Here is a 12,736-nt window from a genome sequence, read left to right on the forward strand (position 1 = left end):
CAGACCATAGACCGATGAACAGACTCCGACTGATCGCCGCGGCGGTGTCCTGCAGTAGTGCGCTCGCGTGGGGCCAGACGCTGCCGAACGCGGGCAGCATCCTGAACCAGACGGCGCCGCGCGACACCCGGCCGGCGCCGCCGGGCGGCAATCAGTCGTTGCCCGCCGTGCCGCCGCCGGCGGCGCCCGTGACGGCGCCCGGCCCGACCTTCCTGCTGAAGAGCATCACGCTCAAGGGCAACGACACGATCGACAGCGGCGCGCTGCTCGCGCCCGTGCAGGACAAGCTCGGCAAGGACACCAGTTTCGAGGGCCTCGAAGCGATCGCCGCGCGTATCACCCAGGTCTATCGCGAGCGCGGCTATCTGCTGGCCCAGGTGGTGATCCCGCCGCAGGACGTCACCTCCGGCAACGTCGAAATGAGCGTGCTCGAAGGGCGCGTCGGCCATGTGCGGCTCGACATCGCGGCCGGCACGCCGATCCGCGAAGACCTGTTGCGCGAGCGGGTCGCGCAGATTCCATTGGGCAAGCCGCTGCAGCAACACGAACTCGAGCGGACCATGCTGCTGCTGTCCGATCTGCCGGGTATTCAGGTCTCCTCGGCAATCGAAGCGGGCGAGGAGCCGGGCACGGTCGATCTGACCGTCAGCGTCGCGCCGGCCAAACGCTGGACCTTTGCGCTCGATGTCGACAACTTCGGCGCGGAGTCCGCCGGCACATGGCGGCTCGGTGCGCTCGCGCGCCTGAACTCGCCGTTCATGATCGGCGACAACCTGGACCTGCGCCTGCTTGCCAGCGAACGTGGCGACACCCTGTACGGGCGGTTCGGCTACGAAGCGCCGATCAATGCGCAAGGCACGCGCGTCGGTGTCGCGGTGTCGCGGCTCAACTATGTGCTCGGCCAGGAATTCGCGTCGCTCGACGCGCAGGGCGAGGCGACCGTGGTGGACTTCACGCTCACGCATCCGCTGATCCGCACCCGCAATCAGAGCCTGTTGGGGCGAGTCAATCTGGAGTATCGCGACCTGATCGACAACGTCGGGGTCGTCGATGAACACAATCCCAGATCGCTGCTGGAGGGCAGCATCGGCGTAAGCTACGAAAGCCGCGACGCGCTGTTCGGCGGCGGCTTCAACAGCGCGGATGTCGAACTGTTGATCGGCACGCTGCATTTCCGCAACCCGCAGGCCGCGGAACTCGACGCGTCGCCGCTCGGGCGCGACACGCAGGGCACCGAAGTGCGGGCCACCTTCTTCGCCAACCGCCTGAACGCGATCACCGAGCGGCTCAGCGTATTCGCCGGCGTGTCCGGCCAGTGGGCCGGAACCACGCTCGACAGCTCGTCGCGCTTCCTGCTCGGCGGCCCGCACGCGGTGCGCGCATATTCGCCGTCCGAGGCACTGGTCGACGAGGGTTTCGTCGCCAGCCTCGAAGGACGCTTCGCCATCGATGCGCGGGCCACCGTGTTCACCTTCTTCGACTTCGGTACCGGTTGGTACAACGCCACGCCGCGGCCGAACCAGGGGCCGAACATGATCACGCGCAGCGGCGTGGGTCTCGGCGCGTTCTGGGCCGCGCCGGGCGGCATTTCGTTACAGGGCACGGTCGCATGGCGCACGACCGGGCCCGATACGACCGGCAACGACAAGCTGCCGCGCTTTTATGTGCAGCTGACCAAGACGTTCTAGCAGGCAGCCGAACGCGGCGACACGCAACGAAACGCAACGCAACGACAAGCAGCAGCAATCTGTGCCGAGGTGTGCGATGAACAAGCCATGCAATGTGCGACCGGGCCATGCGAGCACGATCGCCGGCGCGGTCGCCGCGTTGTTCGCGGCATCGTATATGCCGATCGTGCTCGCGAATCCGAGCGGGGCCCAGGTGGTGGCCGGCACGGTCAGCATCAATTCGCCGGGCGCGGGGCAGATGCACATCACGCAGGGCTCGCCCAACGCGATCGTCAACTGGAACACGTTTTCGATCGGCAGCGGCGAAGCGGTCAGGATCTCGCAGCCGTCGGCTTCCTCCGCGCTGCTCAACCGCGTGATGGGCAACGATCCCAGCGTGATCGCCGGACGCCTGCAAGCCAACGGCAAGGTGTTTCTCGTCAATCCGGCGGGGGTGATCTTCGCGCCGGGATCGTCGGTGAACGTGGGCTCGATGATCGCCTCGACACTCAATATTTCCAATGCCGATTTCCTCGCCGGCAACTTCCATTTCGTCGGCGCATCCCCTGCGGCGGTGAGCAATGCCGGGTCGCTGACGGCCGCGGCGGGCGGCACGATTGCGTTGCTCGGCGGCACGGTCAGCAATAGCGGCACGGTCAACGCGAAACTGGGCACCGTCGCGCTGGGCGCGGGCAACGACATCACCGTCGACTTCGCCGGCGACGGTTTGACCACGCTGAAGATCAATCAGGGTGCGGCGCACGCGCTGATCGGCAATACCGGCACGCTGGCCGCCGACGGCGGCACCGTGGTGATGAGCGCACAGACGGCCGACGCGCTGGCCGGCACGGTCATCAACCAGCAAGGCATCGTGCGCGCACAAAGCCTGAGCGAGCACGACGGCCACATTCTGCTCGACGGTGGCACGAGCGGCGTCACGCAGGCGGGCGGTACGCTCGACGCCAGCGGCGGCGCGGGGCAGACCGGCGGCAGGATCGACGTGACCGGCTACGACGTGGCACTGCTCCCCGGAGCGTACGTCGATGCGAGCGGCGCCGCGGGCGGCGGCACCGTGCACTTCGGCGGCGGCTCGGCGGGCGCGGACCCGTCCGTTCGCAACGCCAATGCGATCTGGATGTCGCCGGGCGCCAGCCTCCATGCGGATGCGCTCGTCGACGGCAACGGCGGCAACGTCGTGGCTTACAGCGAAACGGCCAGCCGCATTTACGGCACCTTGTCCGCTAAGGGCGGGTCGCAAGGCGGCAACGGCGGCTTGATCGAAACGTCCGGCCACACGCTTGATACGACCGGCATGAGCATCGACGCGTCGGCGCCGAAGGGTCAGGGCGGCCGGTGGCTGCTCGATCCGTTCGAGGTCGACATCGTGACGCAGATACCGGGTGTAACAGCGGAGTCGGTCTCCTCGCAAGCCGCATCCGCTACCAGCACGATCACGTTCGGGCCGATTATTGGCAGCACGTTCATCCTGAACACGGCGCTCACCGGTCCGCTGAGCCAGGGCACGTCGGTGACGGTGCTGACAGGGACCGATCCTGAACTGGGCGCGGGCAGCATCGTCGTCGACGCGCCGCTCATCCTGACGACCGGCACGTTGCCCGCCACGCTCAAGCTGAGCGCGTCGGGATCGGTGCTGGTCAACAACACCATCTCGTCGAGCGCGGGGCCGCTCAGCCTCGTCTTCGATGCGAACGTGGGCAATACGAGTCCGCTCAGTCTGGTCTCCTTTCAGGGCGTCACGGTGAAGACCAACGGCGGCAGCGTGACGCTGGGCAGCGGCGGCCCGAGCCCGGTGCTGATCCAGAACTCGAGCATCGATACGGCGGGCGGCGATCTGACTGTCACCGGCACGTTCCCGCTCAATGGCGTCGCGATCGGCTATCTGGTCACGTCGTCGTCGGGCATCTTCATCGACGCGTCGAGGGTATCCACCGAAGCCGGCCGGTTCTCGCTGACCGGTACCGCACTGGGCGCGAGCGCCAACGGCGTGACGATCGAAGGCGTCAGCGCGCTGTCGACGACGAGCGGCGCTCTCGGCATCACCGGCACGGCTACCGCCGGCGGCGGTGGCAACGACGGCGTGCTCGCGCAAGGTGACAACACGATTCAAACCGGCAGCGGCGCGCTCACCATCAGCGGCGCCGGTAGTTCGAATATCGAGCTTCAGGGCATCGGCGTGTTCCTGTCCACCAGTTCCGCCAGCACGACGAGCGGAGCATTGAGCGTGAACGGCAGTTCCTCCGGCAACAGCGCGATGGGCGTGTTCCTGACCGGCGGCGCCACGGTGGGCGAGAGTTCCACGCCGCAGCCCGGGCTCAGCAGTTCGGGCGGCGCGATCGCGGTCAACGGTAGCGTGGCGCAAGCCGCGCAAGCCGCGCAAGGGGGCTTCGGTGTCGAGATTCAGAACACCACGATCTCCAACACCACCGGCGCGATCGGCGTGACGGGCAATGTCACCGACACAGGCACCGGCGGCAACTTCGCGGATGGCGTGTTCTTCTATGGCACCACGTTGAGGACCGGCAGCGGCGACATCTCCGCCGCCGGCAGCGTGTCGTCGAACCTGAACGTCAGTATCGGCCTCGACATGCACGGCTCGTCGGTCCAGTCGACGAGCGGCAACATCAAGTTCACCGGTCAGACCGTGGGCGCCGCGGTCGGCGGCGACTCGGTGATCGGGCTGATGTTCGAGAACACGCTATGCGTGGACTGCATCCAGACCGCGCCCGTATCGCTGACGACCGGATCGGGCACGGTGAGCCTGTTCGGCAGCGGCACCGGTCCGTTCGTGCAGGGTGTGCTGATCACCGACGGCACGACGATCACGTCGACCAACGGCGGGGCGATCGATATTCGCGGCGCGGTGAGCGGCCCGGCCGGCAGCAGTCCGAACCTGCAGAACGACTATGGCGTGCTGATCGCCAATGGCACGATCAGCGCAACCGGGACGCGTACCACCACCATCGGCATCGCCGGTTCGACCACGACGTCCGATCCGGGCGTCGCAATCGGCCTTGCGGTGCCCGAGACCGAGCAAAGCGAGTTCGGGCTGACGACCACCGGCGGCACCGGCGGCACCGGCGGCACCGGCTTCACGGGTGCGGTCGGCAATGCCCCGACCGAAAACGTGACGATCTCGACCACGAGTCCCGGTTCGCTCGTGTTGCGCGCATTCAACGACGGCGCGGCGAGCAGCCTCGCCATCACGCTGGCGACGCTGACGTCGCCGGGCGGCGTGCTGGCGATCATGCCGGGGTCGGTGGACCCGTCGAGCTTTGCGATCACCGCGCAGAACGCGACGCCGATCACGCTGCTCGGCACGGGCGGCGGCCTCAGCATCGACGCCCCGACGTTCTCGACCTTCGCGTCGATCCCCAACATCGTGCTCGGCTCCAGCACGCAGACCGGGCTCATCACGGTGAACGGCCAGTGCGTATCGGCCGGCTCGACTTGCACGCCGTCGCGTCCGGACTTCGCGAACAATCTGACGCTGTCCAACCCGGGTGCGGGCAGTCAAGGGATCGTGCTGACCTTCGGCATCTCGACCCCGGATAAGACCTTAATGCTGCTGTCGGCCGGTCCCGTCACGGACCCCGGCGGCATCCAGAGTGCCGGGCTGATCCTCGCCGGCCCGGGTACCTTCACGCTGACCGATCCGCAAAACGACGTCGGTGTGCTGGCGATGGCCAATGCGGGCAACGTCGACTTCTCGAACTCGCATGGCTTCGTGATCGGACCGCTGACGAGCCGTACGTTCGACTCCGCCGCGAGCCAGATGAGCCCGATGAGCGTGACGAACTCCACGCTGACCGGCAACCTCGTCGCGACCGCCGCGACCGGCAATATCGGGCTGGGCGCAAGCACGCCGTCCGCGACGGCTCCGAATACGAATCTGAGCGCGGGCGGCTCGATCGACCTGGTCATGGAGAACGGCGTGTTCGTCGATGCGGGCGCCGGCACGCTCAGCGCCGGCAACGCATGGCGAATCTGGGCCAGCACGTGGAACGGCGAGACCCGCGGCAACGTGCAGCCGAACACCGCGCAGCCCAATTTCTACGGCTGCCTGTTCGGCTCGGGCTGTAGCTGGGGCGGCACGGTGCCCAGCACTGGCAATCATTACGTCTACGCCGCGCGGCCGACGGTCACGGTGACCGCGGACGGCGCGACGCGCTTCGTCGGCACGCAAAACCCGGCGTTCACCTACACGACGAGCGGCCTGATCAACGGCGATACGGCCGCGGGCACCTTGAGCGGCTCGGAGACGACGACGGCCACTCTGACCTCACCGGTGGGCAGCTATCCGATCGATCCCAACTTCACTTCCAACGTCGGCTATATCGTCAACGAAGTGCCCGGCACGCTGACGGTGACGCCGTTTCCGCCCTCAATCCCGATTCCGCCGGGGAACTCCGCGATCCCCAATCCGGTCGCGCAAAGCGGTCTGCAGACGTTTTTCGGCAGCGAGGAGCAGACGTTCGTCTACGAAAACAATCTGCAGGGCACCAACATTTGCATCGGCTCGAATCAGCCGCTCTTCACCACCACGCCGCCGGGCGAGAATCAGGACATCCTCGCGGTCGAATGGAAGCGGGTGCGTTCGCAGCCGAACCTGAACAGCTGCATGCTGATCAACGCCGAGCACGGCTGCGGCGACTTCTAGCGCGGGCGAGGGGAAGCGGGCGGTGCGGGCGGAACGGACGAAGGGGCGCCTTCCGGCGAATGCAGCGCGCGCAGTTGCGCGATCGCGGCCTCGGCGTCCGCGACGAACCGCTGCGAGAGCCGCCATGCTTCGACGACGTCCTGATGGACAGGCTGCTCCATGCCGAGGTGAATCCGGAAGAAGCGTTCAGCGTGAATGGCCGGGTGGTAATGCTGGCGCACGCGCTTCGCGTCGATCAGTCGCCGGTTGCCGAACAGTCGGCTCAATGCCCATGAAAACGCGCCGTCTTCTCCGCCGACGCGACGAAACAACGCGTCGAGCGGAAACCCGCCGAGCGCGCGGTACACCGCCCGCCGGATCACCAGACTGCTCGGCACGGTGTTGCTCAGGATTGCCGCATATTTTTCGAAATCGGGATGCTCGACGATCGCGCGCGGAAAGCCCGCATAGTCGACGTCGAGCCGCACCGATGCCTCCCCCGGACAGCGCTGCAGATAGCCGCTCGCGGCGGCCAGCGCGCCGGGCAGATATTCGTCGTCGGCGTCGATGAAGGCGAGCAGTTCCTGGGTGGCGTGCATCGCGGCCCAGTTGCGCGCGGCGGCGACGCCGCCGTTCACGTGCATGCGCAGCACTTCCACGCGCGCATCGAGGCGCCCGTAATGTTGCGCGACGTCGATCGAAGCATCGGTCGAGCCATCGTCGACGACGATGATTTGCGCCGCCTCCGGCTGGATCAGACAGCTTTCCAGTGCGCGGCCAAGCGTGGCCGCCATCTGCAGACAGGGAACGATGATCGAGATCGGCATGATGCAAGCCCCGTTGTGATGCTGATCGGCGGCGTTACGCCTGTGCCGGGCCCGGCATCAATAGTGTCGCCTCCGCGTCATCATTGATCCATACCGCGAGCGCCGTGAAGTTGTCGTGATTCGTGCTGGCGCTCGCGCGCACCAGTTGCGCGAGCGCGTCGAGCCAGGCGCCCGGCGTTGCGGCGTGGGCCAGCGCGTCGGCGATGCCGGCGTCGTCGGCGTACTCCCACAAGCCGTCCGTGCAGATCAGGAAAGCGTCGCCGTCATGTAGCGCGAAGGTGCCGTCGAGACCCGCAATCGGCAATGGGTCACGGGTGCCCAACGCCGCATATAGCACGTTGCGGCGCGGGTGATGGCGCATCTCCTCCTCGGCGAGCAGGTGCGCGTCGACCATCTGCTGAACCATGCTGTGGTCCCGCGTGCGAGCGCTGATCTCACCGTGGCGGAAACAGTAGAGGCGGGTGTCGCCGCAATGGGCCCATGCGGCCGTCGCGCATTCGCGATCGATGGCCAGCACCACGGCGGTCGAGCGCATGTCTTTTTCATTGCCCGTGCCGCGCAACTGTTCTTCGACGATGTTCTCGTTGGCATGCGTGAGCGCGCTGATCAGGCGTTCGCCAGTGGGCGGCAATTCGGCCACGGTCAGGTAGCGCAAATCCGCCAGCACCGAATCGACGACGACGCGCGACGCGGTGTCGCCGCCGCCGTGTCCGCCGGCGCCGTCGGCGACGACGCAATAGTAGAGACGTTCGCTCGACCAGTCGCCGAACGAATCTTCGTTGCGCGGGCGGCCGCCCTGGTCGGTCAGACTTGCGGTGTCAAGTTGCACCGTTGACCTCTCAAATGCTCGTGTCCGTCGACCTCATTCCTGTGCGTGCGATTGCGCCGACAGAATGCCCAGAACCAGCAGGATGACGATGCGATTGCCCGGCGCGATGTCGATGCCGAGGCTCTGCTCGATCCATTTGCCGATTTCCGTGCGGGCGAAGTCGGCGGGTATCGAGCCTTTTTTCAGTGTGACGCCGAGCTTGCGCGCCCGGTAGTGATACGACGCGATGCCGTAACGCGCGGCCACCTGCGACAGACCGCCTTTCTCGTTCGACAGCCAGCCGAGACTGCCGGCCAGCAGCATCCGGTTCGCGTCGTCGAGCGAAGCGATGAAAAGCGCCGCGGATTCGCGCACTTCGGCTTCGTGCAGGCCGTATTGCAGCAGGACCGAGCCGATCGGATCGGGGTGAAAGGCGGTTTGCCGGTCGATCTCGAGCATCACGTCGTCTTCCTCCAGCGACACGTTGCGCTGGTGGCTCGCGCTGCGCAGACAGTCGATCAGATAGCGGCGGAAGTAGGCGCACACGGCATGACTGGTGGAGGGCGCGCTGTGCAGCGGGAAGGTGGGCAAGGCCGTCGGCGCGGTATCGAGGCGGAACACCTTGAAATAGAGGAACTGCGCGATAAGCTCCTCCTTGTCCTCTCCCAGCGCCTGCAACTCCGACGGATGGTAGCCGGTCAGCGCGCGGCGCACGATCGTGTAGATCGATGCCATTTCGTCGTGGCTCAGGCAGGTGCGGCGTTGCCACAGGTCGGGCAGTGCGCTTTCTGCAGCGTGGTCGGCTATTGCTGCGCTTTGGATATCTGCCACTTTTCACCCCGAGGTGGTGAGCCCCGCTTCTTAGGGGCGGAGCCCGGCTGCTGACACTACCCATTTCGCCATTTCGCCGCGTCCGTGGTGCACCGGTTTGCTGTCCCCAATGAATGCGGCACTCGCTTTGCCGCCGTATTGGGTAGATGCGTGTGCCAAAACGCATGCAATACCGGAGATTCCGCCGTGCAACCGGCGCAATGATTGGAAAACAGAGTTAGTCTATTGGCCCGTTTTATTTATTACAAGGTAAAACTTAATATGTTATTCACCGCTTTGGCGGGGTGCTCTATCGCTATCAGGACTAACCCCTAAACGCAATGTAAACGCTTACCGACAACCCGGAAAGTGCAAATTTTTTAAAAAAATCGCGCACCTGGTTCGTTTACTTAGATGTCGGGCAATCCCACCAATCGACCGCCCTGACGGGGTGCCTGGTGAGGTCGTAAGACGACCGCGGGACTTCGGGACTGTTAATGGTGCCTGATCGAAAAGGTTAAACCGTTTTAAATGTTTATTGAGTTGAATGGTATTACATATACTGTTTCGCTTAATTAAACGGAATCCGCTTTTATTGCTATCCGGCTTTGATTTTCCGGGCTGCGTGCTATTCTCATATCGGATTGCCGCCGAGAAAGGGCCACGCTCGCTAAAAACACCGCAATAGCTGGCACGGGCAATCTAATTGGAGTTAACACGTATTTCCGGGAACGCTGATTCCCGGCGGGCAAGGGCAACCCGTGCCGGTCACTTACGGTGCGTCGAGACTACTCATCCGAGACCGATACCAGACATGGCCACGCTTCTCGCGGGCGAAATGCTTGCCGACATATCAGCTGCCAGTCCGTGCGGGGACGACCTCGAGTACGACCCTGACTTCCTTGCGCTCGAGCAGGTCGTCAACGGCAAGCCGGAGGTGCAGTTCGGCGAGACCATGGTCGCCGCCACGCCGCCCGACTGGAAAGTGGCCGAAGCGCTATCGCTCGATTTGCTAACGAAAGGCCGCGACTTGCGTGTCGCGGTGCACCTGGCGCGCGCGCTGCTCAATCGCCGCCGTTTCGCCGGCTTCGCCGAGGGCCTCGCGCTCGTCGAAGGGCTGCTGGAGCAGCGCTGGGACCACGTCTATCCGCAACTCGATGCCGACGACGACAACGATCCGACCGCCCGCGTCAACGCGCTAGCCGCGCTCGTCGAAACGTCCGGCATGCTGGTGGACGTGCGCGACGCGCCGCTCGCGTCGTCGCGCGCGCACGGTGTCGTCAGTTTGCGCGACATCGAATATGCGACCGGAGAAGTGCCGCTCGCGAAGGGCATCGAGGCGCCGTCGCTGAGTTCGATCGACGCGGTGATCGCCGACGCTCACGAAGACGCCAGCGACGCGCACACGGCCCTGCTCGCGGCGTCGCATAGCGCAATGCGCATCGAGACGGTATTGACCGAGCGCGTCGGCGCGGCGCGTTCGATCGACCTGTCGCCGCTCACGAAGCTGCTGCGGCGCGCCGCCGACTTTCTCGGCGAGCGCCTCAACGACGCGGCCGGGTCCCCGGAGGCCTCATCGGACGGCGAGGCCGGCACAGGCGAACGCGTGGGCGCGGCGCCGGCGGCCGTGCCTGTGTCCGGCGACATCACGGACCGTCAGGATGTGATCCGCATGATCGACAAGATCTGCGCGTACTACGAACGTCACGAACCCTCCAGCCCGGTGCCGCTGCTGTTGCAGCGCGCCCGCCGGCTGGTCGACAAGAATTTCATGGAAATTCTGCAGGACCTCGCGCCCGAAGGCATGAGCCAGGCCCGGCAGGTCGGCGGTATCGAAAACGAGTAAGCAGTCAGGCGGGGATGGGCTTTTTCGCTTCTAGCAACGCCAGTCATGCGCCATGCTGCTCGCGGCCGTGCGGCGTCAACCAGGGGAATGGTCGTGGCCAAGGAAAGCAGCCAGAAATTCATCGCGCGCAATCGAGCGCCGCGGGTTCAGATCGAGTACGACGTCGAAGTCTACGGGTCGGAGAAAAAGGTCAATCTGCCCTTCGTCATGGGCGTGCTGGCCGATCTCTCCGGTCAACCGGCGGACCCGCTCGCGCCGGTGGCGGATCGTAAGTTTCTCGAGATCGACGTCGACAACTTCGACGAGCGTCTGAAGTCGATGAAACCGCGCGTCGCCGTGCAGGTGCCGAACGTGTTGACCGGTCAGGGCAACCTCGCGGTCGACATGACCTTCGAGAGCATGGACGATTTTTCGCCCGCGGCGGTCGCGCGCAAGGTGGACGCGTTGGCGAAGCTGCTCGAGGCGCGCGGCCAGTTGCAGAACCTGCTGACCTATATGGACGGCAAGACCGGCGCCGAGGAGCTGATCGCGAAACTGCTGAACGATCCTGCGTTGCTGCAGTCGTTGGCGTCCGCACCGAAGCCGCAGGAATGAGCGTGATCTACAGGGGAGTCTGACCATGGCTGAACCCAGCACCGAAGGGCAAGCGCAACCCGGCGAGGCGTCGCTTGAAACGAGCGATTTCGCGAATCTGCTGCAAAAGGAATTCAAGCCGAAGAGCGAGAAGGCGAAGGAAGCCGTCGAGACGGCGGTGCGCACGCTCGCCGAACAGGCGCTGCGCGATACCAATGTGATTTCGGGCGACGTGCTCGCGACGATCGAATCGCTGATCGCGCAGATCGACGAGAAGCTGACCGCCCAGGTCAATCAGATCATCCACTCGGAAGAGTTCCAGAAGGTCGAGAGCGCGTGGCGCGGCTTGCACTATCTGGTCAACAACACCGAGACGGACGAAACGTTGAAGATTCGCGTGATGAACGTATCGAAGGGCGATCTGTACAAGACGCTCAAGAAGTACAAGGGCACCGCGTGGGATCAAAGCCCGTTCTTCAAGAAGCTCTACGAAGAGGAATACGGCCAGTTCGGCGGCGAGCCGTATGGTTGCCTCGTGGCCGATTATTTCTTCGACAACAGCGGGCCCGACGTCGATCTGCTCACGCAGATCGCCAAGATCTCGGCCGCCGCGCATGCGCCGTTCATCGCGGGCGCCGATCCCTCGGTGATGTTGATGGATTCATGGCAGGAGCTGGCCAATCCGCGCGACCTGACGAAAATCTTTCAGACTCCTGAGCATGCCGCGTGGCGCTCGCTGCGCGAATCGGAGGATGCGCGCTACGTGGGGCTCGCGATGCCGCGCTTTCTCGCGCGCGCGCCGTATGGCGCCAAGACCAATCCGGTCGAGGAATTCGATTTCGAGGAAGACACCGCCGGCGCGGACAGCAGCAAATACGCATGGGCGAATGCGGCTTATGCGATGGCGACCAATATCAACCGCTCGTTCAAGATGTACGGCTGGTGTTCGCGGATTCGCGGCATCGAGTCGGGCGGGGCCGTCGAGAATCTGCCGGTGCACGCCTTCCCCACCGACGACGGCGGCATCGACATGAAGTGCCCGACCGAAATCGCCATCAGCGATCGCCGCGAAGCCGAACTCGCGAAGAACGGCTTCATGCCGCTCGTGCACAAGAAGAACTCCGATTTCGCCGCCTTCATCGGCGCGCAGTCGCTGCACAAGCCGGCCGAGTTCGAGGACCCCGATGCCACCGCGAACGCGAACCTGGCCGCGCGGCTGCCTTACCTGTTCGCGTGCAGCCGCTTCGCTCACTACCTGAAATGCATCGTGCGCGACAAGGTCGGCAGCTTCAAGGAGAAGGACGACATGCAGCGCTGGCTGCAGAACTGGATCCTCCAGTACGTCGACGGCGATCCGGCGCACTCGACGGAAGAGTCCAAGGCGCGACGCCCGCTGGCGGCCGCGGAGGTGGTCGTCGAGGAAGTCGAAGGCAATCCCGGTTATTACACGTCGAAGTTTTTCCTGCGTCCGCACTACCAGTTGGAAGGCCTGACCGTATCGCTACGGTTGGTATCGAAGCTTCCGTCCGCCAAGGCGGCATGACGGAA

Annotated in this window: 8 protein-coding genes; 5 read left to right on the forward strand and 3 right to left on the reverse strand. The window is 65.0% G+C overall.

The window, feature by feature from the left end:
* Positions 1–14 precede the first annotated feature (14 nt).
* Complete coding sequence (locus tag L0U84_RS24270) at positions 15–1,688, forward strand: ShlB/FhaC/HecB family hemolysin secretion/activation protein (protein WP_233853350.1); 1,674 nt, start codon at positions 15–17, stop codon at positions 1,686–1,688.
* A 76-nt stretch (positions 1,689–1,764) separates the two neighbouring features.
* Complete coding sequence (locus tag L0U84_RS24275; RefSeq protein ID WP_233853351.1) at positions 1,765–6,345, forward strand: beta strand repeat-containing protein; 4,581 nt, start codon at positions 1,765–1,767, stop codon at positions 6,343–6,345.
* On the opposite strand, the gene L0U84_RS24280 is transcribed toward L0U84_RS24275, so the two are convergent.
* From L0U84_RS24280 to L0U84_RS24290, 3 genes are read right to left on the reverse strand one after another with little or no spacing between them, the layout of a single operon-like run.
* Positions 6,342–7,151, reverse strand: coding sequence for a glycosyltransferase family A protein (locus L0U84_RS24280; protein WP_267939953.1), 810 nt, complete (start codon positions 7,149–7,151; stop codon positions 6,342–6,344). The two genes, L0U84_RS24275 and L0U84_RS24280, sit on opposite strands and share 4 nt — an antisense overlap.
* A 34-nt stretch (positions 7,152–7,185) precedes the next feature.
* Positions 7,186–7,980: a PP2C family protein-serine/threonine phosphatase gene (locus tag L0U84_RS24285; RefSeq protein ID WP_233853354.1), complete on the reverse strand. Its 795-nt coding sequence runs from the start codon at positions 7,978–7,980 to the stop codon at positions 7,186–7,188.
* Positions 7,981–8,013: 33 nt separating this feature from the next.
* Positions 8,014–8,790, reverse strand: coding sequence for a hypothetical protein (locus L0U84_RS24290; RefSeq protein ID WP_442794045.1), 777 nt, complete (start codon positions 8,788–8,790; stop codon positions 8,014–8,016).
* A gap of 793 nt (positions 8,791–9,583) precedes the next feature.
* Here L0U84_RS24290 and tssA point away from each other — a divergent pair.
* The 3 genes from tssA to tssC all read left to right on the forward strand — a co-directional run bounded on the left by tssA (position 9,584) and on the right by tssC (position 12,731).
* Entirely contained in the window at positions 9,584–10,615 is a 1,032-nt protein-coding gene (tssA, locus tag L0U84_RS24295) for a type VI secretion system protein TssA (protein ID WP_233853356.1), read from the forward strand.
* 87 nt (positions 10,616–10,702) lie between these two features.
* The gene (gene tssB, locus L0U84_RS24300) at positions 10,703–11,209 is read left to right on the forward strand and encodes a type VI secretion system contractile sheath small subunit (RefSeq protein WP_211193434.1); all 507 of its coding nucleotides are present in this window, start codon (positions 10,703–10,705) and stop codon (positions 11,207–11,209) included.
* A 25-nt stretch (positions 11,210–11,234) separates the two neighbouring features.
* Positions 11,235–12,731, forward strand: a complete 1,497-nt coding sequence (gene tssC, locus L0U84_RS24305; RefSeq protein WP_233853362.1) for a type VI secretion system contractile sheath large subunit — start codon at positions 11,235–11,237, stop codon at positions 12,729–12,731.
* The last annotated feature ends 5 nt before the right edge of the window (positions 12,732–12,736 follow it).

Source organism: Paraburkholderia sp. HD33-4, assembly GCF_021390635.1.
Lineage (GTDB): Bacteria > Pseudomonadota > Gammaproteobacteria > Burkholderiales > Burkholderiaceae > Paraburkholderia.

Coding starts and splice junctions, on each gene's coding strand:
- L0U84_RS24270 (WP_233853350.1), top strand. CDS start 15: ATGAACAGACTCCGACTGATCGCCGCGGCGGTGTCCTGCAGTAGTGCG.
- L0U84_RS24275 (WP_233853351.1), top strand. CDS start 1,765: ATGAACAAGCCATGCAATGTGCGACCGGGCCATGCGAGCACGATCGCC.
- L0U84_RS24280 (WP_267939953.1), bottom strand. CDS start 7,151: ATGCCGATCTCGATCATCGTTCCCTGTCTGCAGATGGCGGCCACGCTT.
- tssA (WP_233853356.1), top strand. CDS start 9,584: ATGGCCACGCTTCTCGCGGGCGAAATGCTTGCCGACATATCAGCTGCC.
- tssB (WP_211193434.1), top strand. CDS start 10,703: ATGGTCGTGGCCAAGGAAAGCAGCCAGAAATTCATCGCGCGCAATCGA.
- tssC (WP_233853362.1), top strand. CDS start 11,235: ATGGCTGAACCCAGCACCGAAGGGCAAGCGCAACCCGGCGAGGCGTCG.